This is a genomic window from Aquitalea aquatica (genome assembly GCF_013911085.1).
GTDB classification, from domain to species: domain Bacteria; phylum Pseudomonadota; class Gammaproteobacteria; order Burkholderiales; family Chromobacteriaceae; genus Aquitalea; species Aquitalea aquatica.
This window is the reverse complement of sequence record NZ_JACERN010000030.1, coordinates 226225-247606: the sequence shown is the minus strand read 5'-3', so window position 1 is coordinate 247606 and position 21382 is coordinate 226225. Positions and strand designations below refer to the sequence as shown.

20 protein-coding genes are annotated in these 21382 nt (G+C 61.8%); 3 read left to right on the top strand and 17 right to left on the bottom strand.

Going from position 1 to position 21382, the window contains the following annotated elements:
• Positions 1–7: 7 nt before the first annotated feature.
• Together selB and H2Z84_RS11445 are read right to left on the bottom strand one after the other, a co-directional pair.
• The gene (gene selB, locus H2Z84_RS11450; RefSeq protein WP_181836080.1) at positions 8–1933 is read right to left on the bottom strand and encodes a selenocysteine-specific translation elongation factor; all 1926 of its coding nucleotides are present in this window, start codon (positions 1931–1933) and stop codon (positions 8–10) included.
• Entirely contained in the window at positions 1930–2868 is a 939-nt protein-coding gene (locus H2Z84_RS11445; RefSeq protein ID WP_181836079.1) for a cation diffusion facilitator family transporter, read from the bottom strand. Before H2Z84_RS11445 ends, selB begins: the two co-directional genes overlap by 4 nt.
• A 173-nt stretch (positions 2869–3041) precedes the next feature.
• Between H2Z84_RS11445 and H2Z84_RS11440 the strand changes: the two genes are divergently transcribed.
• Positions 3042–3386, top strand: a complete 345-nt coding sequence (locus H2Z84_RS11440; protein ID WP_226034197.1) for a GlpM family protein — start codon at positions 3042–3044, stop codon at positions 3384–3386.
• Here the strand turns inward: H2Z84_RS11440 and selA are convergent.
• Positions 3383–4792, bottom strand: coding sequence for an L-seryl-tRNA(Sec) selenium transferase (selA, locus tag H2Z84_RS11435; RefSeq protein ID WP_181836078.1), 1410 nt, complete (start codon positions 4790–4792; stop codon positions 3383–3385). The two genes, H2Z84_RS11440 and selA, sit on opposite strands and share 4 nt — an antisense overlap.
• A gap of 9 nt (positions 4793–4801) precedes the next feature.
• A complete protein-coding gene (locus tag H2Z84_RS11430) occupies positions 4802–5029 on the bottom strand; it encodes a hypothetical protein (protein WP_181836077.1) in 228 nt (75 codons plus the stop codon).
• Positions 5030–5129: 100 nt separating this feature from the next.
• On the opposite strand from H2Z84_RS11430, the gene H2Z84_RS11425 reads away from it, so the two are divergent.
• Positions 5130–6122, top strand: coding sequence for a serine/threonine protein kinase (locus H2Z84_RS11425; protein WP_181836076.1), 993 nt, complete (start codon positions 5130–5132; stop codon positions 6120–6122).
• A 16-nt stretch (positions 6123–6138) separates the two neighbouring features.
• Here H2Z84_RS11425 and H2Z84_RS11420 read toward each other — a convergent pair whose 3' ends face one another.
• The 13 genes from H2Z84_RS11420 to fdnG all read right to left on the bottom strand — a co-directional run bounded on the left by H2Z84_RS11420 (position 6139) and on the right by fdnG (position 20312).
• Positions 6139–7350 (bottom strand): EAL domain-containing response regulator, encoded by a 1212-nt coding sequence (locus H2Z84_RS11420; protein WP_181836075.1) that lies wholly within the window; start codon positions 7348–7350, stop codon positions 6139–6141.
• 13 nt (positions 7351–7363) lie between these two features.
• Positions 7364–8425 carry a protein-glutamate methylesterase/protein-glutamine glutaminase gene (locus H2Z84_RS11415; protein WP_181836074.1) on the bottom strand — a complete coding sequence of 354 codons (1062 nt, stop codon included), beginning with the start codon at positions 8423–8425 and terminating at the stop codon, positions 7364–7366.
• Complete coding sequence (locus H2Z84_RS11410; protein ID WP_181836073.1) at positions 8422–8949, bottom strand: chemotaxis protein CheD; 528 nt, start codon at positions 8947–8949, stop codon at positions 8422–8424. Before H2Z84_RS11410 ends, H2Z84_RS11415 begins: the two co-directional genes overlap by 4 nt.
• Before the next feature lie 69 nt (positions 8950–9018).
• Positions 9019–9534, bottom strand: coding sequence for a chemotaxis protein CheW (locus tag H2Z84_RS11405; protein WP_258869375.1), 516 nt, complete (start codon positions 9532–9534; stop codon positions 9019–9021).
• Entirely contained in the window at positions 9527–10099 is a 573-nt protein-coding gene (locus H2Z84_RS11400; RefSeq protein ID WP_181836071.1) for a chemotaxis protein CheW, read from the bottom strand. The genes H2Z84_RS11405 and H2Z84_RS11400 overlap by 8 nt, the downstream gene beginning before the upstream one ends.
• A gap of 10 nt (positions 10100–10109) precedes the next feature.
• Positions 10110–11753, bottom strand: coding sequence for a methyl-accepting chemotaxis protein (locus tag H2Z84_RS11395; protein ID WP_220272795.1), 1644 nt, complete (start codon positions 11751–11753; stop codon positions 10110–10112).
• A gap of 2 nt (positions 11754–11755) precedes the next feature.
• A complete protein-coding gene (locus H2Z84_RS11390) occupies positions 11756–13894 on the bottom strand; it encodes a chemotaxis protein CheA (protein WP_181836070.1) in 2139 nt (712 codons plus the stop codon).
• Complete coding sequence (locus tag H2Z84_RS11385) at positions 13884–14174, bottom strand: STAS domain-containing protein (protein WP_181836069.1); 291 nt, start codon at positions 14172–14174, stop codon at positions 13884–13886. Before H2Z84_RS11385 ends, H2Z84_RS11390 begins: the two co-directional genes overlap by 11 nt.
• A 9-nt stretch (positions 14175–14183) precedes the next feature.
• Entirely contained in the window at positions 14184–14552 is a 369-nt protein-coding gene (locus H2Z84_RS11380) for a response regulator (RefSeq protein WP_181836068.1), read from the bottom strand.
• 275 nt (positions 14553–14827) lie between these two features.
• The gene (gene fdhE, locus H2Z84_RS11375; protein ID WP_181836067.1) at positions 14828–15748 is read right to left on the bottom strand and encodes a formate dehydrogenase accessory protein FdhE; all 921 of its coding nucleotides are present in this window, start codon (positions 15746–15748) and stop codon (positions 14828–14830) included.
• A complete protein-coding gene (locus H2Z84_RS11370) occupies positions 15745–16374 on the bottom strand; it encodes a formate dehydrogenase subunit gamma (protein WP_181836066.1) in 630 nt (209 codons plus the stop codon). Before H2Z84_RS11370 ends, fdhE begins: the two co-directional genes overlap by 4 nt.
• Positions 16371–17246, bottom strand: coding sequence for a formate dehydrogenase subunit beta (gene fdxH, locus H2Z84_RS11365; protein ID WP_181836065.1), 876 nt, complete (start codon positions 17244–17246; stop codon positions 16371–16373). The genes H2Z84_RS11370 and fdxH overlap by 4 nt, the downstream gene beginning before the upstream one ends.
• 9 nt (positions 17247–17255) lie before the next feature.
• Entirely contained in the window at positions 17256–20312 is a 3057-nt protein-coding gene (gene fdnG / locus H2Z84_RS11360) for a formate dehydrogenase-N subunit alpha (protein WP_181836064.1), read from the bottom strand.
• 274 nt (positions 20313–20586) lie between these two features.
• Here fdnG and fdhD point away from each other — a divergent pair, with 274 nt between their 5' ends.
• Entirely contained in the window at positions 20587–21330 is a 744-nt protein-coding gene (fdhD, locus tag H2Z84_RS11355; protein ID WP_220272794.1) for a formate dehydrogenase accessory sulfurtransferase FdhD, read from the top strand.
• Positions 21331–21382: the final 52 nt, after the last annotated feature.

Here is a 21382-nt window from a genome sequence, read left to right as displayed (position 1 = left end):
ACCGGTTTCAGCTGCCGGGTGAAGTTTCGTCCGTGGCCTGGGGACTACTTGCGCTGAGCTTGGTGAACAGCAGGTTTTCGCGTAGCAGGTGACGGTCGGCCAGGCGGCGGGTGAAGCCGCTGCGATCAAAGAATTCCAGGATCTGTATCGCCAGCTTGCGGCCACAGCCCAGCTGGTTGCGAAAGGTGGCGGCATCGGCATGGCCATGTTGCTGGCACAGCTGACGGATGATGTCGGCCATGTGTTGCACGGCAGCGGCGGCAAAATAGCGGTCTTGTACCACCGCCAGCACGTGGCCCAGGCGGGCGGCTTTGCGTAACAGCTGTCTGAGCTGTTCTTCGTCGAGTTCGCTAATGGCCGCCAGATCGCGGACCCAGTGTGGCTCGCTACTGTTGGCAAAGCAGGGGGCCAGTTGTTGCCAGTGCGCTTCTTCCTGAGTAGTGAATCCCAGCACATGCTGCGGCAGGTGCAGCCAGCCACGGGTCTGGCGCAGGCTGCCTTGTTGCAGCAGCTGTTCCAGCAGCAGGTTGACCGTTGCTTCCGGTTCACCAGGCAAGGCCAGCCGGCGCAGGCGGCCACGGCTGGCACCGAGTTGGTCGGGATGCTGCTGATGCAGTCTGGCTAGCCCATCGAGCAGTTTCTGCTGCAAGCCGGCCCAGCGCTCGGCCGCGTAGAGGCGGCCTGCTACCTGCTGGCCGGCGCTGTGGTGCAGCAAGCTTTGTACGCTGGCGGCTGACTGCTGATTGGCCCAGGCAAAGTCGTCCAGCATGACGGCCTGCTGGATGCTGAGTAGCGCTAGCTTGGCCGGCAGGCTCAGCCTGGGGTCTTGCAAGTGGCGCAGATGTTCCAGCCGTTCAGGCAGGCGTTTGCCGCGCGTTGGCGGCTGCAGTTCCAGTACTTGTGCGCCGGCGATGGTGTCGCGGGCGCTGGCATCGCGCAGGATGAGCCGGTCATCATCGGCCAGCCACAGTGGCTGATCCAGCGTGAGCTCGGCCAGGGTCTGGGCACCTGCTTCCAGCTGACTGCGGCTGAGCAGGGCCAGGCGGCCGGTAATGTGGCGGGCGGCATGGTGGATATGCACGGCCTGCCAGTGCTTGAGCGGTGCAATGGCTTGCAGGGCGATGGTGATGCGTTGGCTGGGCGGTGGTGGCGCGCTGGCCAGCAGCCAGTCGCCACGCTGCACCTGCTGCTTTTCCACATCGCCAACCAGATTGAGCGCAATGCGCTGGCCGGCCTGGCCTTGGCTGGTGCTGGCATTTTGCACATGCAGGCTGCGTACCCGCACCGTCACGTTGCGGCCAGTCAGCCAAAGTTTGTCGCCAACGGCTACGCGGCCGCCCAGTGCAGTACCGGTGACCACCAGGCCGGCACCGCTCAGGGTGAAGGCACGGTCGATGGCCAGCCGGAAACGCAAGTCGGCGGCAGCCTCCGGCAGGCTGCTTTGCTGCAGCAGATGCTGGCGCAGGTCGGCGATGCCCTCACCGCTGTGGCTGGAGACGACAAACAGCGGGGCATCGGCCCAGCGGCTGTCTTGCAGTAATTGGCGGATGTCGGCGTCAACTTGTTGCTGACGCGCCTGGTCGACCAGATCGCATTTGCTGATGACAATGCTCAACTGCGGGATGCCGCACAGTTGCAGAATGGCCAGATGCTCGCGCGTCTGCGGCATGATGCCGTCGTCGGCGGCCACTACCAGCAGGGCGTGCGGAATGCCGGACAGGCCACACAGCATATTGGCCAGAAATTTCTCGTGGCCCGGCACATCGACAAAGCCCAGCACCCGGCCATCCGTCAGTGGCAGGTAGACATAACCCAGGTCTATGGTCATGCCGCGCTTTTTTTCCTCGGGCAGGCGGTCGGCATTGTGGCCGGTCAGTGCCTGCAGCAGCGCGGTTTTGCCATGGTCGATGTGGCCGGCAGTGGCAAAAATCATGCGATGGAGCGGTCGGCCGGATGTTCCAGCCCCACCGGGTCGATATGGGTCATGACATTGAGCACCGGGTGTTGCTGCATCACCATGTCACGCGCGCGTTCGGCAATGTCGTGTGCTTCGAATACATTCATGTGGCCATCCACTTCCAGGTGAACATCCACCACGATCAGGTCACCCATTTTGCGGGTGCGCAAATCATGCAGTGCCAGCACGCCGGGCGCGATGAGCAGGGTTTGGCGGATGGCTTCGGTTTCTTCGGCATCGGCGGCTCGGTCCATCAGGTCGTGCAGCGAATTCCAGGCGAAGCTCCAGCCCATCTTGCCGACGATGAAGCCGACAATCAGCGCGGCGATGGGGTCGAGGATGGGATAGCCCATCAGGTTGCCAATAATGCCGATGGCGACCACCAGCGAGGAGGCCGCGTCGGAGCGGGCATGCCAGGCATTGGCCACCAACATGCTGGAACGAACGCGCTGCGCCACCGCCAGCATGAAGCGGAACAGCAGCTCCTTGGAGACCAGTGCCACCAGCGCCACCCACAAGGCGATGCTGTGTACGGTGGGAATGGCCGAGGGATCGTGAAACTTCACGGCAGCCGACCACAGCATGCCGATGCCCACGGCCAGCAGCAGCAGGCCCAGTACCAGCGAGGCGGCGTTTTCATAGCGCTGGTGGCCGTACTGGTGGTCAGCATCCGGTGCCTTGCGGCTGTGATGGCCGGCCAGCAGCACCACGAAATCGGATAGCAGATCCGATAGCGAGTGGATACCGTCCGCCACCAGCGCCTGGGATTTGGCGAACACGCCGATCAGAATCTGCGCACTGGCCAGTACGATGTTGACCCAGACGCTGACCATGGTACTGCGGTGGGCTGCCTTGTTACGTGCGGCATCATCCACCGTTTCATGTGGGGAATGGCTGGTGTGTATGGTCATGACAATACAGTTCAAAGCGGGTGGGGTGTGCAGTATGCCATAGCTGGCTTAAGTTTTTATTAATTGGATTTTATTTTTCGGTAAATAAAAACAATAATAAGAATGATCTGCATTTCGCAGGTGTTCGTGACTGATCATGTCAGAATAGCCACTGTTATCCATCCTGTTACGGAATGATCTTGGCTCTGTTGCTCAAGTCTCTGCTCGGTGCGCTGGCGGTGGTGCTGATCAGCCTGCTGTCACGCTCGCGCAATTATTATATTGCCGGCCTGGTGCCACTGTTTCCCACTTTTGCGCTGATTGCCCACTACATTGTCGGTAGCGAGCGCGGTGCGCTTGCTCTGAAAACCACCGTGCTGTTCGGCATGTGGTCCTTGCTGCCGTATTTTGTCTATCTGTTCAGCCTGTATTGCCTGGTAGATCGCCTGCGCCTGCCCTGGGCACTGGCCGCCGCCACGCTGAGCTGGGCGGTGGCAGCCTTTGTGCTGATCCAGGGCTGGAGCCGCTGGCACGGCTAGCTGGCTGAGTCTGCCGGCTGCAGGTTGGCGAGAAACGCCGCTTCATCTTCCAGGCAGCGCAGGTCCAGCCACAGCTTGCCATCGAATAGCCGGCCTATCACCGGCGCGGGCAGGCTGCGCAGGCGGCTGGCCAGCGCTTCCAGCGTGCTGCCACGGCCATCGCGTGCGCTGAAGGTGATGGCCCAGCTGGGGAGTCTATCCACCGGCAGTGAGCCACTGCCAATCTGCGACAGGCAGGCGGCTGTCGCGGTATCGAACTCGGCTCCGGCAAAGCTGCTCAGGCAGCCCAGCAGGCGCGTGGCCTGTTCTTGCATTTCCGTTTGCGGGCGGGTCAGCCGGCGCAGGGTGGGCAACTGTTGTGTCAGCTTGTCCGGCTGCAGGTAGAGCCGCAGCGTGGCTTCCAGTGCGGCCAAGGTCATCTTGTCGCAGCGCAGGGCCCGTTTGAGCGGGTGTTTCTGGATTTTGTCTATCCAGCTTTTCTTGCCGATGATCAGCCCGGCTTGCGGTCCGCCCAGCAGCTTGTCACCGGAAAAACTCACCAGATCCACGCCCTGGGCAATCATCTGCTGCGGCATCGGTTCGGCCGGCAGTCCGTAGGCAGACAGATCGATCAGCGCACCCGAGCCCAGATCGGTGGCCGCCGGCAAACCGTGGTGGCGGGCCAGTTCGGCCAGTTCGGCTTCGCTGACACTGTGGGTGAAGCCTTCGATATGGTAGTTGCTGGTGTGCACCTTCATCAGCAGCCCGGTTTCGGCATTGATGGCCTGGCTGTAATCGCGCAGATGGGTGCGATTGGTGGCGCCCACCTCCACCAGCCGGCAGCCGGCCTGGCGCATCACATCCGGCATGCGGAAGGCACCGCCGATTTCCACCAGCTCGCCACGCGATACCACGACTTCACGTCCGGCCGCCACGGTTGAGAGCAGGATCAGCACGGCAGCGGCATTGTTGTTGACCACGCAGGCGGCTTCGGCACCGGTCAGCTCCTGCAGCAATTCGCTGATGGCAGTATCCCGATGACCACGTCCAGCCCCATCCAGATCGTATTCCAGTGTCACCGACTCGCGCATGGCGTGGCTGACGGCCTCCACAGCGGCCTCGGCCATCGGCGCGCGGCCCAGATTGGTATGCAGCACGGTGCCGCTGAGATTGAACACCGGCCGCATCTGCATCTGCTGGCGGCTGGCCACGCGCTGGCTGGCGGCCTGTGCCAGTTGTTGTTCGTCTGCGGCCCAGTCGGGCAGGCTGTTATTGGCGCGGATGTGCTGGCGTGCTTCATCCAGAGTCTGGCGCACGGCCTCGGCCAATGCGGCGCTGCCATGGCGGTCGATGACCTTTTCCAGCAGGCGGTGATTGAGCAGCCGGTCTACCGAGGGCAGGCGGGCGTACAGGTTTTTCAGCTCCATGGGGCCTTCTCAGAATCGGGAAAATCGGTATAGCAGATACAGCAGGGCCACCAGTAGCAGATTGCCGGCCAGCCAGCCCAGGATGTGCCGCCACTGGCTGTGCTGATCCCTTGCCGGTTCGCAGCGTTGGCGGTGCAGGGTATGGGCGATGCATTGCCAGCCGCTCCAGGTGGCTTCGGCGATATCAGCGGGGAGCGATAACAGTCTGTGGTCCTGCTGTGGATCACGGGTATGCATGATGTGGCTCCTGCAAGTGTGGGAGGACTCCCTCCTTGCATACTAGCCGAGCCGACGCAGCAATGGGTAGCGGCTGTGCAACTACACGTATAATGGCGCGATGACACATGATGCTACTCCCCCCTTTGCCGGCCTGACGCCGGATGCGCTGCTGGATGCGGTGGAAAGCCTGGGCCTGCGCGCCTCTGGCAGCCTGCTGGCACTCAACAGCTATGAAAACCGCGTCTATCAGCTGGGCATGGAAGAAGGCCCGCCACTGGTGGCCAAGTTTTACCGCCCGGAGCGCTGGAGCGATGCCCAAATCCTGGAGGAGCATGTTTTCAGCCAGCAGCTGGCCGAGCGCGAGATTCCGGTGGTGCCGCCGCTGCTGTTTGACGGTGCCAGCCTGCATCAGCATGGTGGTTTCCGTTTTGCCCTGTTCGCCCGCCGTGGCGGACGGGTGCCGGAGCTGGGTGACAGCCGTACGCTGGAGTGGATTGGCCGTTTTCTGGGGCGGATTCACGCACTGGGGCAGATAGAGGATTATGCGCAGCGGCCGCAGCTGGATATCGACAGTTTCGGGGTGGAGCCGGTGAACTATCTGCTGGCCAACAATTTGCTGCCGCCTGATCTGCGCGAGGTGTATCGCGGCGTGGCGGCCCAGGCGCTGGATGGCGTGCGTCGCTGCTTTGACCGTGCCGGTACGGTGCACCAGCTGCGCCTGCATGGCGATTGCCATAACGGCAATATGCTGTGGACCGACGACGGCCCGCATTTTGTCGACTTCGACGACAGCCGTATGGGGCCGGCCTTGCAGGATTTGTGGATGCTACTGTCCGGCTCGCGCGAGGAGCAGTCATCCCAGCTGGCGGATGTGCTGGCGGGTTACGAGGATTTCTGCGATTTCAATGTGCGCGAGCTGTATTTGCTGGAGGGCTTGCGTACCCTGCGCCTGCTGCATTATTCGGCCTGGCTGGCACGGCGCTGGCATGATCCGGCTTTCCCGGCGGCCTTTCCCTGGTTTGCCCAGCCGCGCTTCTGGGAAGAGCAGATTCTGTCGCTGCGCGAGCAGATTGCCCTGATGGACGAGCCGCCCTTGTGGCGTTTGCCCTGAGCCGGCCTGCCGCCATCTAACTGATGGTCGGCGGCGTCTCGCTGACCATCTGCTGGCGCTGTTTGGCCCAACTCTGCATGAGTGCGGCTTCCATGGGCCGGGCAATGTAATAACCCTGTCCCAGATTGCAGCCGCGTGCCTGCATCAACTCCATGTCCTGCCGGGTTTCTATGCCCTCGGCGACCGTGGTCAGCTGCATGCGCTGACCCAGCTCGATGATGCTGTTGGCGATGGCTTGCAAATGTGGCTTGCTGCCAATCGAGGTTACCAGTGACTGATCGATTTTCAGTTCGGTGAAGGGAAAGTGCGTGAGCTGCTGCAAAGTGGCAAAGCCAGTGCCGAAATCGTCGATGGACAGGCCGAAGCCGGCCAGCCGCAAGCGCGCGGCCATGCCGATGGCTTGCGGCAGATTGTCGGCGATGGCGGTTTCGGTGATTTCAAAGGTAATGTAGCGGGCGGGAACCTTGGCACGTTGCAGGCGGCTTGCCATTTCGTCGATCAGGGTGCTGCCCTGCAGCGAACGGGCGGACAGATTGATGGACAATGGCAGGCGCAGACCCTGGCGGGCCCATTCCTGCCATTGCTGCAGGCCTTGCTCCAGCATGGTGAGTGTCAGCTCGGTGGCCCAGCCATATTGCTCGATGACCGGGATGAAGCTGCCCGGCATGATCAGCCCGCGACTGGGGTGCAGCCAGCGCGCCAGCATTTCCGCGCCCTTGAGCTGGCCGCTGCCCAGGTCGATCTTGGGCTGGTAATAGGGAATGATCTGCTGCTGTTCCAATGCCTGGCGGACTTCGGCCGCATCGCACAGCGCGCAGCTTTCCTTGCTCTTGGCCGACTGCTGGCTCAGCCGTGCCAGCAGGTCCTGCAGCTCTCCGGCTTGCAGCGGTTTTCTCAAGCCTCCCAGTACTGGCAGCCCCAGTCCGCTGCCCATCAGCTCCAGCGTGGAAATCAGGATGTAATCCTTGCCCGAGGTGAGGATGATGTAGGGCGTCAGTTTCTCCAGCGCCAGCTGTTGCATGACCTGTACGCCGTCCATGCGCGGCATTTCCAGGTCCAGCAGCATCAGCGCCGGCACGTGCTGGCGTACCAGCGCCATGCCTTCCTCACCGTTGGCTGCATGGCGGATGCTGGTAAAGCCCAGCTGGCGGCATAGTTCGCTGGCCAGCTGTCGGTGCAGGTGGCTGTCGTCGACGATCAGCACATCCTGCATGGTGGTCAACTGCATCAGTGGCTCTCCCTTAGCGGCATATGGCCTTGGCCATGGCATCCAAAGGGATGACCTCATCAGCGGCCCCCAGCTTGATGGCTTCCTTGGGCATGCCGAACACCACGCAGCTGTCTTCGTCCTGGGCGATGGTACGGGCACCGACATCGTGCATTTCCTTCAAGCCCTTGGCTCCATCATCGCCCATGCCGGTCATGATGATGCCCAGCGCATTCTTGCCGGCGAATTTGGCGGCCGAGCGAAACAGCACATCGACCGAGGGCTTGTGGCGGCTGACCAGTGGCCCGTCCACCACTTCTACCTGGTAGTAAGCACCACTGCGCTTGATCATCATGTGCTTGCCGCCAGGGGCGATCAGTGCCCGGCCTGGCAGGATGCGGTCGCCCGTGGCTGCTTCCTTGACTTCAATTTCCGACAACCGGTCCAGCCGTTCGGCAAAGGAAGCGGTGAATTTTTCCGGCATATGCTGCACGATGGCCAGCCCCGGACAGGTGCGAGGCAGCTTGGTGAGAATGGCCTCCAGCGCCTGGGTGCCGCCGGTGGAGGTGCCGATGGCGACGATGCGTTCGGTGGTCTGGAACATCTGCTGCCCGGTGGGCGCGGCCAGGATGGCATCGGCCGACAATTTGGGGCGGCTTTCCAGCGGTGTGGGCGGCAGGCTGCGCATGCGGCTCATGCGGGCCGCCGCCGCGCCCTTGACCGCCTGGATCAGCAGATTGTTGCTGTCCTGCAAAAACTGCTTCACCCCGGCATGCGGTTTGGCGATGACCTCGACCGCACCGGCAGCCATGGCCTGCATGCTGATGTCGGCCCCCTTCTGGGTGAGCGAGGAGCAGATCACCACCGGGGTAGGGCGGCTGGCCATGATCTGCTTGAGGAAGGTAATGCCGTCCATGCGCGGCATTTCCACATCCAGCACGATGACATCCGGCCAGTGCTGCTTCATTTTTTCCATGGCGACGATGGGGTCGGTGGCCACATCCATCACCTCGATACCGCTGCTGGCGTTGAAGACTTCGCTCAATACCTGCCGTACCACGGCGGAGTCGTCGACAATCATGACCTTGATGCTCATGCTTTTTTCCTTTTTGTACCGGCCAGGGTTGCGCCCGTATCGTGATCCTGCGACAGGCGCACCCAGACATCGCCGGATTGCACATCAAATACCACCATTCTGGGACTCGCCCCGCCCAGATCCTCTGTCTGCACCGTCAGCCCCAGTTGCCGTGCCAGCAAACGGGCCATGTCGGCATTGCGTGCAGCAACATCGTTGCTGCCGTGTTCTCCTTCCAGTGTGGCCAGGATGGCTGCGCCACCGATCAGCTTGGCCCGAAACTCCTGCAGTGGTCGTCCGGTGGCCAGCACTTCGCGCAACAACAGCAACATGGCCTCGTCGCCATAGCGGCCGGACAACTCGCGGCTGCCCCGCTCATTGCGGTGTGCCAGCAGGTAGTGGCACATGCCGCCCACTTGCAGCTGCGGGTGCCACAACACGATGGAAACGCAGGAACCCAGCAAGGTGCTGATGACATGCTCCCGGTCGGCGAATAGCCATTCGCCGGGGTGCAGAAACACTTCTTTGCGCGGGCTGCTGGTCATGTGCTTTCACTTGGCTGCTGCATCGCAGCGGATTCCCTGCGCAAACCGGTGGGCAGGCGCTTTTCCAATCTAGCTCATCAGGCAGGCGCTTTCCGCCTTTATCTGTACAGCAGGTGGCGAGGACAGGCTGGCCATTTCTTCAATCGACAGCACTTTGTCCATGTGCAGCAGCAGAATGTAGCGCTGCTGCCAGTGGCTTACGCCGGCAATGAAATCCGGCCGCAGATGGTTGCCAAAGGCTGGTGCGGGCAGGATGTCGTCGGCGCACAGGCTGATGACCTCGTGTACCGCATCCACCAGCATGCCTATGTACTGGCGTGGTGCTTCATGGCCGGCTTCCAGAATGACAATGCAGCTGCGGCGCAGAATGGCGCTGGCAGGGCGGCCGCAGCGCAAGGCCAGGTCGATGACCGGCACCACCGTGCCGCGCAGATTCATCACCCCGTGCACAAAAGCGGGCATTTGCGGCACGCTGGTCAGCCGGTGGTATTCCAGGATTTCCTTCACCTGCAGGATATTGCAGGCGAAGACATCGGCACCCAGCTGGAAGCTGAGGTACTGCTCCGGTTCGGCCGGTTTAGTCATGGCCATCCTCCTGTAGCAGCAGGTCGGACTGGGCTGATGGCGCAGGTGGAAGAAACAAGTGCGCCAGCTCGTCCAGCGACAGCAGGCGGCTGGCATCCAGCAGCACAGTAAACCCCTGTGGCTCGCGCAGCAGGCCGGCGATGAAGTGATCGGGCAGCAGCCCTCCCAGTTGCGGTGCGGCTTCGATCTCGCTGCACGCCAGCTCCTGCACCGCGTAGACCTCGTCGACCAGCATGCCGATTTCCTGTGCAGGCTGGCTGTCGGCCCGGTACAGGATGATGATGCAGCTGCGGCGTTGCGCTGCGGCAGCGGGCAGACCCAGGCACTGTGCCAGTTCGATCACCGGCACGCCGCTACCACGCAGATTGAGCATGCCGCACAGCGGTGGCGGCATCTGGGGCAGCGTGGTCAGCGGCTGGTATTCCAGCAGCTCGCGCACGAAATCGATACCGATGGCCAGCTGGTGTGGCCCGGCACGCAGCCGCAGGTATTGCACCCGCTGCTGCGGCGGCGGGGGAGCGACGGCGGCGTGTTTGGCTTTGCGCCAGTGTTGTTGTGCGCCCATGTGGCGGTGCCTAGTAACGGATGTAGTCGGATTCGTCGACCTGTGTGCTACCGACGCGGCGCAGCTGCTGTGGCATGCCGTACTGCCCGGCACGGCCGGCCGGTGGTGCGGTGCGCACGGCTGCGCTGTCGTGCATCCGGAAGAAGCTCATCAACTCCAGCAGATTTTCCGCCTGGCTGCTCATCTGCTCGGCAGTGGAGGCCAGCTCTTCGCTGGCCGAGGCGGTTTGCTGGGTGGTGGAGTTCTGTTGCTGCACAGCGCTGCTGATCTGGTTGACCGCGCTGGCCTGTTCATTGGAGGCGGCGGCGATTTCCTGCACCAGATCGGCAGTGCGGCCACTGGAGCGCACCATTTCGCCCAGCAGCTTGCCGGCCTGTTCGGCCAGCCCGACGCTGCCGGCGGCAACCTGGCTGATTTCCTGGGCGGCGATCTGGCTGCGCTCGGCCAGCTTGCGTACTTCTGCCGCCACCACGGCAAAGCCCTTGCCGTGCTCGCCGGCACGTGCCGCTTCGATGGCGGCATTCAGGGCCAGCAGATTGGTCTGGTAGGCGATGTCGTCGATGATGACGATCTTGTCGGCAATCTGGCGCATGGCATTGACGGTCTGGCGCACGGCCTCGCCGCCTTCAGCAGCCTCGCGCGCGGCTTGTTCGGCAATACCTTCGGTAACACGGGCATTGTCATTGGTTTGGTTGATGGCGGCGGACATTTCCTCGATGGCCGAGGTGGTTTCCTCGATGCCGGCTGCCGATTCGCTGGCCGATTGCGATAGCGACTGCGAGGTGGCATTCAGCTGCTGGGAGGCCGAGGCCAGGTTGGCTGCGCCGTTTTTCACTTCGGTCATCAGGCCGGCCAGGGTGCTGACCGTTTGTGCCACCGAGTACACCATGCTGCTGGTATCACCTTGGCGTAGCGGTAATTGGGTATCCAGCCGGCCGCTGGCCAGCTGCTGCATGATGTCGGCGACGGCATGCGGCTCACCGCCCAGGGTGCGACGTAGCGAGCGGATGATCAGCGCAGCCAGCAGGCTGCCCAGCAGCAGGGCCGCTATTGATAGCAGCAGCATGATGTTGTGCGCCTGCTGGATGCCGGCCTCGCTTTCCAGGCGCGATTGCTCGTTCAGCCGCAGCTCGGTGTCGTACAACTGGCGCAGCACTTCGGTGAAGCGGCTCATGGCCGGGTTGGCTTCTGACTGCATCAGCTTGATGGCACTGTCTTTTTCATTGATGGCGGCCTGTGCTTCGGATTTGTCCATGGCGATGAAGGCCAGCGGGCGGATGGACTGGATCTGTGCGATCAGCTCTCGTTCACGCTGGCTCAGTGCCGGCTCGGCCAGCATGTCGCGGATCAGCAGCTGTTCGCTGTCCAGATAGCGGCGCTTGGCATCGTTATAGCGTTCGATGGCACCATTGATGGCATGCAGATCGGGATAGATGATGATGTTGCGATAGTTGATCCGCAGCTCCTGTACCTGCTCGATCAGGGTGGACACGCGGGTGGCATCGCGGTCGTTGATGCGCATGTCGCCCAGCATGCCACTGATGCGCACGAAACCGAACAAGGCGACAGAGACACATAGCACCAGCAGCAGTAACAGGCTGCCAAAGCCCAGTCCCAGCCGCATGGCTATGCTCATGGGTGCAGATTTGCTCATGGTCATTTCCCCGAAGACATATCGTTGTTATGTGGCTGACGGTTGCCAGCCGGTTGGTATGGGTCTTGCTCCAGCGTGTAGCGGCCTGCTTCCTGCTGGGTGGCATGCTGGATGAGAGCCAGCACATCCAGTATCAGCGCCACCGCACCATTGCCCAGAATGGTGGAGCCGCTGATGGCTTTCAGATGGCGGAACAGGCTGCCCAGTGGTTTGATCACCGTCTGGAATTCGCCTTGCAGCGCGTCGACCACCAGTCCGACGCGACTGGCACCGGTCTGGATCACCACCACGTTTTGGCGGCGGCCGGCTTGGCCGTCCAGCTCCAGGAACTGGCGCAGATACAGCAGTGGCAGGATTTCACCGCGCAGTTGCAGCCGTTCCGGCATATCTGTGCAGCCCGGCCTGGCTGGCAGCTCCATGCACTCGACTACGGTTTCCAGCGGAATGACAAAGGTGGAGCTGCCAACTTCCACCAGAAAGCCATCGATGATGGCCAGGGTCAGCGGCAAACGCAGGCGAAAGGTGGTACCCAGCCCGATTTCGCTGTCTATCTCCACCGTACCGCGCAGCGTCTCGATATTCTTTTGCACCACATCCAGCCCCACGCCACGGCCGGACAGATTGCTGATGCGCTCGGCGGTGGAGAAACCGGCGGCAAAGATCAGCCGGTAGATGTCCTGCTCGCCAAGCATGGCGTCACTGCTGATGATGCCGCGCTGTATGGCTTTGGCCAGGATGCGCTGCGGGTCGAGACCGCCGCCGTCATCGGCTACTTCGATCACCACGCTGCCCGATTCATGATAGGCATTCAGCCAGACATGGCCTTGCTCTGGCTTGCCGGCGGCACGGCGCTGCTGCACGTCTTCGATGCCATGATCGATGGCATTGCGCACCAGGTGGGTGAGCGGGTCGGCCAGCTTGTCGACCATGGATTTGTCCAGTTCGGTTTCCGCGCCGCTGATTTCCAGCTTGATGGATTTGCCCAGTTCGTGGCCGACGTCGCGCACCACGCGCGGGAAACGGCTGAAGGTTTCACCGATAGGCACCATGCGCATGGCCAGCGTATGCGAGCGGATCTGCTCGATCAGCCCGGCCATCACCACGGTGGATTCCAGCAAGGGACTGTTGCCATGGCTGCGCGCCAGCAGATTGGTCGCCGCGCCGGCAATCACCAGTTCGCCCACCAGATTGATCAGGCTGTCGAGCTTGCCGGCTTCCACTTTGATGAATCTGCTTTCGCTGTTGCGAGCTTTGCTGTCGGCGGTGGTGGCCACGGTCGGCAGGCTGTCTGCTGCCACGCTGGCCGTGGGCAGTGGCGCGCTGTCTGCCAGCGGCTGCCACAGCCCCCATTGCTGCCAGATGTCACGGCAGCTTTGCTGCTCGGCGGCGTCGCCGGCCTGTAGAGCTTGTTGCAGATGGCTGGCCAGCTCGGTGCGCGGGCTGATGATGAACTGGCTGCCCTCACAGGCAAAGGCGAATACGCTGGCCAGTTGCTCACCATCTACCGCGCCGCAGAACTGGACTTCCAGCCGCAGGTAATTGCGTTCCGCATCGAAACTGTCGTCGGCTGGCAGGCTGCTGCAACAGCTGGCAATCGCCTGTATCTGGCCCAGCGTGGCCAGGTAGCGCACAAAGGACGCCGGGTCCATGCCATTGCGCAAGACATCCGGGCCAAAGCGCAGCGACAGCAGCCATTCGCTGTCGGTGGCCGGCTCGCTGCTGCTGGCGTAGGCCTCGGCAGAGGGGGGCGGCATATCCGCAGGCGGCAACAGGGCGGCGATGTCCGCCAGAATGTTGTCCTGTTCACCAGGCGCAATGGGCTGCCCGGCAGCCACTGCCGCCAGCTGGGCCTTGACGTGATCGTGGCTGCGCAGCAAGACGCCGCTTAGCTCGGCATCCAGCTGCAAGTGGCCATCACGTAGCTGGTCCAGCAGGTTTTCTGCCTGATGGGTGAAATGGACAATCTCGTCCAGCCCGAACAGTCCGGCCGACCCCTTGATGGTGTGCATGCTGCGGAACAGTGCGCCCAGCTGTTCGGCGGTAATGCTGTCGGCTTCGGCGTCCAGCAGAATGCTTTCCATCTGCTCCAGCAGCTCGGCAGATTCTTGCAGGAAAGACTGCATGGCCAGTTCAAGATCCATCCGCGGCCTCCAGTGCGTTTTGCAGCTGTTGCAATCCCAGTAGCCGGATGAACTCCAGCACGGCCTGGCTTGGCCGGCTGAGTGTCAGCTGGCAGGACTGTTGTGCTGCGGCCAGCTGCAGCCACAGCAGCACCTGTGCGCCGGCACTATCGATTTCCTCGATTTGCGACAGATCGATCTCCAGCTGTGGATGCTCGCGCAGTGCTGCTGCCAATTGCTGGTGCAGGGCCGGCGCCTGGTAGATGGTCTGCTCGGCAGCCAGGGTGATGAGGTGGGGCATGTTAATGGCTCAGGGCAGGATGAGCCGGGCGATGGCGTCCAGCAGTTGCGGGGGTTCGAATGGCTTGATGACCCAGGCGCAAGAACCGCTTTGCTGGCTCTGCCGCTGCAGATGCTCGGCGGTTTCAGTGGTCAGCATGATGACCGGGGTGAAGCGATAGTCGGGGTGTTGCTTGATCTGTGCCAGCAGGCTCAGGCCATTCATCACCGGCATATTGAGGTCCGACAGCACCAGATGGATCTTGCGCCCGTCCAGCAAGGCCAGTGCCTGCTGGCCATCGGCCGCCTCAATGACATCGTAGCCGGCACCTTCCAGTGTCATCTTCACCACCAGCCGCAGGCTGGTGGAGTCGTCCACGACTAGTATGGTCTTGGCCATATTTTCCCCTTAATGCGTCGCTGACGTTGCGGCCCGCCGCTGCCGGCGCATGACCACGGCTGGCAGGCTGCTTGCACCCGTGCGGGCGGTTTTTTTGGTCGCTACTGCTCGTTGGTCTTTCTATTTTTGTAGTTGTTGCCTTTGTCGAATGCAAAGGGGAATGGCTGGACGATGCATTTTATTTATTATTACTAGTCATTTCTTTTTAAACATTTTCTCTTGTAGGCATAAAAAAACCGGCCATGCAGGCCGGTTGCTGACGGGTAATAAGCTAATCAGCCGGGAAACAGCAGCGGGTTGAGGCCACTGCGGGCAAAGCCCTGTTCTTCCAGCGCGGCATCCAGCGCCAGGCTGGCCAGATCATCCGCCACCGCTTCAGCCTGCTGATCCTTGTCCAGTGACAGAATCTTCAGATAGCTGCCGCAATCGCCGCAGGATTCGCCGCGCACGGCATCATGCGCCTCCTGTAGCGACCAGTAGCCGATATCGCGGGTGGCTTCGCAGTTGCTGCACTTTGCCCGCACCATATGCCACTCGCTTTCGCACAGGCTGCAGTGCAGATAGCGCAGGCCGGCTTCATTGCCCTGATGCACGATGCTGGCCACCGGCGCACTGGCGCATACCGGGCACAGATGACGGGCATCACCCGGTTCGGCGACGGCGGCGATTTTCAGCTGGCCGGCCAGCTGGCTGAAATACACCGACAAGGCCGCCCAGATGAAGGGAGCCTGCCCGCTGTCCACTGCCGCCAGGTCACCGGACAACAGTGCCTGGGCGGCCTTTTCGTGCTGCTCTGCCGGGGCTGCCTGCAACTGTGCCAGCACCTGCTGCACGGCCGGGCTGGCAGTGGCAGACAGTTGCTGGCACAGGGCCAGCAGCAGTTGCCGCCACTGACCATCGCGTTGCCAGGCCATGGCGCCCAAGGGCGGCAGGCCGTGCTCGGCGCACTGCCGGAAGTAGTCCTCCCGCAATGGCAGCAACACCGGCTGGCTGTGTACCAGCTGCTGTTGTGCCTCGGCAATGCGGCTGGCCAGTTGCAGGTAATCGGCCATGACATGCCCCGCCGCCAGCTGCTGCAGCCGGGCCGCACGCTGACGATACAGCGTGGCTGGCTGTGGCAGCAGCAGCGGGATGATGTCCAGGCTGGCTGCTTGCCGCTCTGCCAGCTGTTCTACTGGCACAATGCGAATGCTCATGACTTGTTCTTGTCTCCTGTCATTTCGCGATACCAGCGCGGATGGTGCTTCTTGGCCCAGGCATGGGTGACCACGCCTTCCACCATGGCGCGGATGGTGCCGCGTACCCAGATGGCGGCGTAGACATGCACGATGATGCCGGCAATCAGCGCCAGAGCGCTCCAGGCATGCAAGAGCAGGGCCACGCGGATCAGCTCGATGGGGAAGTAATAGGCAAAGTAGGGCCGCCAGATGATGACACCGGTACAGATCAGCACCAGCAGGCAGCCTGTCATCATCCAGAACATGCCTTTCTGGCCGCCGTTGTACTTGCCGATGTCACCTACCTCATGGCCAGCCAGCACGGTTTTCACCGATTTCATCCACTTGATGTCTTCCTTGTCGATGAAATTGTGATGCCAGTAGCGGAAGAACTGGCGGGCAAAGCCCAGGAACATCAGCACCCCGACAAAGGGGTGCACGATGCGCGCCAGCTGCGGTGTGCCGAACACCCCGGTGAGCCAGAAGAAGGCCGGGTAGAAAAACGCCAGGCCGGAGATGGCCAGCAGCACGAAGCACACCGCCACGATCCAGTGGTTGATGCGCTCGGCCGCGCTGTAGCGCTTGATCAGCTTTTCCTTGCTCATGCCTTGTCCTCCTCTTCGTCATCTTCGGCCTTGTTGGGGCCGACGCCGATGTAGTGGAAGAAGCCGAACAGCACCGAAGCTGCCAGACCAATGGTGGACAGCGGCTTGAGTATGCCCTTCCACAGGCTGACCACCGGGCTGATTTGCGGATCCTTCTTCAGTCCGTGGTACAGCTCGGGCTGATCGGCATGGTGCAGCACGTACATCACATGGGTGCCGCCCACGCCTTGCGGATCGTACAGCCCGGCATTGGCATAGCCACGGGTTTTCAGCTCGTCTACCCGCTCCTGTGCGTATTCCTTCATGTCCTCCTTGCTGCCAAAGCGAATGGCGCCGGTGGGGCAGGTTTTCACACAGGCCGGCTCCTGGCCCACGCTCACCCGGTCGGAACACAAGGTGCACTTGTAGGCCTTGTTATCCTTCTGGTTGATGCGCGGCACATTGAAGGGACAGCCGGAAATGCAGTAGCCACAGCCAATGCAGTGCTCGGACTGGAAGTCCACGATGCCGTTGGCGTACTGGATGATGGCACCGGGCGAGGGGCAGGCTTTCAGGCAGCCCGGCTCGGCGCAGTGCATGCAGCCGTCCTTGCGGATCAGCCATTCCAGCTTGCCGTTCTGCTCGGTTTCGCTGTAACGCATCACCGTCCAGCTTTCGGCGGACAGGTCGGCCGGGTTGTCGTACACCCCGACGTTGTTGCCCACTTCGTCGCGCAGGTCATTCCATTCCGAACAGGCCACCTGACAGGCCTTGCAGCCGATGCAGGTGGACACGTCGATCAGCTTGGCCACTTCCGCCTTGTGCTCGCGCGCAATCGGCGGCTGGGTGGGGCTGGCGGAGCGGCGCAGGATATCTTGCGATTGCAGTGACATGGTCGCTCCTTATGCTTTCTCAACGTTGACGAGGAAGGACTTGAACTCCGGTGTCTGGGTATTGGCATCCCCGACAAACGGCGTCAGCGTATTGGCAATAAAGCCCTTCTTGGTCAAGCCCTCAAAGCCCCAGTGAATCGGAATGCCGACATGGTGCACCGACTGGCCGTTCACTTTCAGTGCCTTGATGCGCTTGGTGACCACCGCCTTGGCCTTGATATAGCCCCGCTGCGACGACACCTTGACCAGGTCGCCATGGGCAATGCCTTTTTCCTTGGCCAGCTCCTCGCCTATTTCCACGAACTGTTCCGGCTGCATGATGGCGTTCAGCCGCGCATGCTTGGTCCAGTAGTGGAAATGTTCGGTCAGGCGGTAGGTGGTGGCGGCATAGGGGAACTGCTGATGCTGGCCCAGCTGCTCCTTGTCGCCCTTGAACAGCCGTGCTGCCGGGTTGGAAATCACCTTGGGATGCAGCGGGTTGGTACCCAGCGGCGTCTCGAACGGCTCGTAATGCTCGGGGAAGGGGCCTTCGGCCATCTTGTCCAGCGCAAACAGTCGGCCAAGGCCTTCCGGCTGCATGATGAAGGGGGCCATGGCGCTGCCCGGCGGCTCGTCGGCCTTGAAGTCAGGCACATCCACGCCCACCCACTTTTCGCCATTCCACTTGATCAGCGTGCGCTTCTTGTCCCATGGCGTGCCATCAGGCTTGCAGGAGGCGCGGTTGTACAGGATGCGGCGGTTGGCCGGCCATGCCCAGGCCCAGCCCAGCGTGTTGCCCAGGCCGGACGGGTCGCTGTTGTCGCGCCGTGCCATCTGGTTGCCAGCCTGGGTCCAGCTGCCGGCGAAAATCCAGCAACCGGATGCCGTACTGCCATCGGCCTGCAGCAGGGCAAAGCCAGGCAATAGCTCACCCTTCTTGGCCAGGAACTGGCCGGGGTTTTTCGGGTCGGGCAGATCAGCCAGCGCCTTGCCGTTCAGCTCTTTGGCCAGTTCTTCCGGCTTGGGCTCGTGCGGGTCGCCATAGGCCCAGGACAGGCTGTTGATGGCATCCGGGAAGGTGCCGCCGTCCTTGGCGTACATGGCCTTGAGCTTGAGGAAGATACCCGCGAGGATTTGCGGGTCGGTCAGCGCCTGGCCTGGCCCTTCCGCGCCCTTCCAGTGCCATTGCAGCCAGCGGCCGGAGTTGACGATGGAGCCGTCTTCCTCGGCAAAGCAGGTGGTGGGCAGACGGAATACTTCGGTCTTGATGTCCGCCGTCTTCACATCATTCTGTTCGCCGTGGTTCTGCCAGAAAGTGGAGGTTTCGGTGGTGAGCGGGTCCATGATCACCAGGAACTTGAGTCGCGACAGCGAGGCCACGATCTTGTTCTTGTTGGGGAAGGACGCCACCGGGTTGAAGCCCTGGCAGAAATAGCCATTCACCTTGCCCTGATGCATCAGCTCGAAGTACTGGAGCACATCGTAGCCTTTGTCCCACTTGGGCAGCAGGTCATAACCCCAGTTGTTGTCCGCCGTCGCCTTGTCGCCCCACATGGATTTCATGAAGGAAACAAAGAACTTGGGATAGTTCTGCCAGTAGTTCATCTGGCCATCCGCCAGCGGCTTGCTGGTGTATTTGGTCAGATAGCTGTCCAGCGTCGGCTCTTTCTCCGACGGCATGGTCATGTAGCCCGGCAGATTGGTGGACAGCAGGCCCAGGTCGGTCAGGCCCTGGATATTGGAGTGACCGCGCAAGGCGTTGATGCCACCACCGGCCATGCCCATATTGCCCAGCAATAGCTGGATCATCGCCATGGTACGGATGTTCTGCGCACCGATGGAGTGCTGGGTCCAGCCCAGGGCATACAGGAAGGAGGTGGTTTTGTCCGGTGCGCTGGTCTCTGCCAGATGCTCGCAAATGGCCTGGAAGGCTTCTTTGGGCGTGCCGCAGATATTGGCCACAACATCGGCGGTGTAGCGTGAGACATGCTGTTTGAGCAGATTGATCACGCAGCGCGGGTCGCTCAGCGAGTCATCCCGTTTGGCCATGCCCTTCTCATCCAGCTGGTAGGCCCAGGTGGATTTGTCGTATTTGCGCTTGTCCGCGTCATAGCCGCTGAACAGGCCGTCTTCAAAGCTGAAGCCCGGATGTACCAGCAAGGCCGCATTGGTATAGGCGAGCGTGTATTCCTTGTTGTACTTGCCGGTTTCCAGCAAATAGCGGATTACGCCGGACAACAGGGTAATGTCCGTGCCAGTACGAATGGGCGCGTAGAAGTCTGCCACCGAGGCAGTACGGGTAAAGCGCGGGTCGATGACCAGCAGCTTGGCCTTGTTGCGGGTCTTGGCCTCAATGGCCCAGCGGAAGCCAACCGGGTGTGCTTCGGCGGCATTGCCACCCATCACCACGATCAGATTGGCGTTCTTGATGTCGACCCAATGGTTTGTCATGGCACCGCGACCAAATGTTGGGGCAAGACTTGCCACCGTTGGTCCGTGTCATACACGCGCCTGATTGTCGACAGCCAGCATTCCGAGGCTGCGAGTGAATTTGTGGGTCAGCCAGCCAGCCTCGTTGCTGGAGGCGGAGGCCGCCAGAAAACCGGTGGACAGCCAGCGGTTTACTGTTACGCCATCGGCGTTCTTTTCGGTGAAGTTGGCATCGCGGTCCTGCTTGATGTGCTTGGCGATGCGGGTAAACGCTTCGTCCCAGCTGAGACGTTTCCATTCATTGCTGCCGGCTTCGCGCACTTCCGGGTACTTCAGGCGGTTGGGGCTGTGGATGAAATCCACCAGGCCAGCGCCCTTGGGGCAGAGTGCGCCACGGTTGACCGGATGGTCCGGGTCACCTTCGATATGGAAAATTTCGGACTTGGCGTTTTTGGCACCATCGCCCAGGCTGTACATGAGAATGCCACAGCCTACCGAGCAGTACGGACAGGTGTTGCGGGTTTCACTGGCGCGCATCAGCTTGTAGCTGCGCACATCAGCCATTGCCTTTTCCGGCAATAAACCCAGCGTTGCAATCGTGGAACCTGCCATACCCCCGGCGCACAGCTTGAAGAACTGCCGCCGATTGACCTGCATGGGGTCTCCTTCATGGGTGGAATGTTGACTGACTTTCTGTTCTGGCCGTCAAATGCAGCAGCATGGCTGTGCGACGTGATACAGGACAAAAAGACGGGTCTGGCCAACCCTGAGAGTTGTAGCCTGGCTCCATTATCGTCAGCAATTTCTGTAAGCTCAAATAGCGAGTGACAATGAAACCCCTAAAAAATCCTAATCCATGACCGATTCCGCTCCCGAAGGCTTTGATATCGCCTGCCAAATTGATCGAATCCAGTGGCAGGAGGCTCAGCCCATGCTGTCTCAGGCCGATGCCCTGGCCTGCGAAGTAGCGGTGGCGCTGGTGTATAACGGCCTGGCGCATGTAGTGATGATGGCCAGCCCGCAGCAACTGGAAGACTTTGCCCGCGGCTTCTCGCTGGCCGAGGGCATTGCCCGGCAGCTGGCGGATATCTACGACATCGAAGTGCGCAATGCCGCCAGCGGCATCGAGGTGCATGTGGAACTGGCCACTGCCTGTTTCACGGCACTGAAAGAGCGCCGTCGCCAACTGGCTGGCCGTACCGGTTGCGGCTTGTGCGGTGTGGAGCAACTGGCGGAAATCTTCCGTCCGCTGCCAGCCTTGCCGGATACGGTGCGGCTGGGCTGGCCCGCGCTGAAACGGGCGCTGCAGGCCCTACCCGAGCGGCAAACCCTGTCGCAGCAGACCGGCTGCGCCCATGCGGCAGCCTGGCTCGATCTGCAGGGCAGCTTGCTGCATGTGTGCGAAGACGTGGGCCGGCATGTGGCGCTGGACAAGCTGATCGGCCGGCGTGCCGTCAGCGATTGGGGCACCGGGGTGGCACTGGTGACCAGCCGCGCCAGCTACGAAATGGTGCAAAAGGCCGCCGCCGCCGGCATTGAAATCCTGATCGCCGTGGCCGCACCGACAGCGCTGGCGGTGCAGATGGCTGAACAATACGGCCTGACCCTGCTGGGTTTTGCCAGGCCGGGCAGGGTGAATGTTTACACCCATCCGCAACGGCTGCTGGCCAGCTAAGCCTGGCGTCGTCGATTGTGCGGTTTGGCAGGCAGATTCTGGTTGAGCTTCA

Coding starts and splice junctions, on each gene's coding strand:
- selB (WP_181836080.1), bottom strand. CDS start 1,933: ATGATTTTTGCCACTGCCGGCCACATCGACCATGGCAAAACCGCGCTG.
- H2Z84_RS11445 (WP_181836079.1), bottom strand. CDS start 2,868: ATGACCATACACACCAGCCATTCCCCACATGAAACGGTGGATGATGCC.
- H2Z84_RS11440 (WP_226034197.1), top strand. CDS start 3,042: ATGATCTTGGCTCTGTTGCTCAAGTCTCTGCTCGGTGCGCTGGCGGTG.
- selA (WP_181836078.1), bottom strand. CDS start 4,792: ATGGAGCTGAAAAACCTGTACGCCCGCCTGCCCTCGGTAGACCGGCTG.
- H2Z84_RS11430 (WP_181836077.1), bottom strand. CDS start 5,029: ATGCATACCCGTGATCCACAGCAGGACCACAGACTGTTATCGCTCCCC.
- H2Z84_RS11425 (WP_181836076.1), top strand. CDS start 5,130: ATGACACATGATGCTACTCCCCCCTTTGCCGGCCTGACGCCGGATGCG.
- H2Z84_RS11420 (WP_181836075.1), bottom strand. CDS start 7,350: ATGCAGTTGACCACCATGCAGGATGTGCTGATCGTCGACGACAGCCAC.
- H2Z84_RS11415 (WP_181836074.1), bottom strand. CDS start 8,425: ATGAGCATCAAGGTCATGATTGTCGACGACTCCGCCGTGGTACGGCAG.
- H2Z84_RS11410 (WP_181836073.1), bottom strand. CDS start 8,949: ATGACCAGCAGCCCGCGCAAAGAAGTGTTTCTGCACCCCGGCGAATGG.
- H2Z84_RS11405 (WP_258869375.1), bottom strand. CDS start 9,534: ATGACTAAACCGGCCGAACCGGAGCAGTACCTCAGCTTCCAGCTGGGT.
- H2Z84_RS11400 (WP_181836071.1), bottom strand. CDS start 10,099: ATGGGCGCACAACAACACTGGCGCAAAGCCAAACACGCCGCCGTCGCT.
- H2Z84_RS11395 (WP_220272795.1), bottom strand. CDS start 11,753: ATGAGCAAATCTGCACCCATGAGCATAGCCATGCGGCTGGGACTGGGC.
- H2Z84_RS11390 (WP_181836070.1), bottom strand. CDS start 13,894: ATGGATCTTGAACTGGCCATGCAGTCTTTCCTGCAAGAATCTGCCGAG.
- H2Z84_RS11385 (WP_181836069.1), bottom strand. CDS start 14,174: ATGCCCCACCTCATCACCCTGGCTGCCGAGCAGACCATCTACCAGGCG.
- H2Z84_RS11380 (WP_181836068.1), bottom strand. CDS start 14,552: ATGGCCAAGACCATACTAGTCGTGGACGACTCCACCAGCCTGCGGCTG.
- fdhE (WP_181836067.1), bottom strand. CDS start 15,748: ATGAGCATTCGCATTGTGCCAGTAGAACAGCTGGCAGAGCGGCAAGCA.
- H2Z84_RS11370 (WP_181836066.1), bottom strand. CDS start 16,374: ATGAGCAAGGAAAAGCTGATCAAGCGCTACAGCGCGGCCGAGCGCATC.
- fdxH (WP_181836065.1), bottom strand. CDS start 17,246: ATGTCACTGCAATCGCAAGATATCCTGCGCCGCTCCGCCAGCCCCACC.
- fdhD (WP_220272794.1), top strand. CDS start 20,587: ATGCTGTCTCAGGCCGATGCCCTGGCCTGCGAAGTAGCGGTGGCGCTG.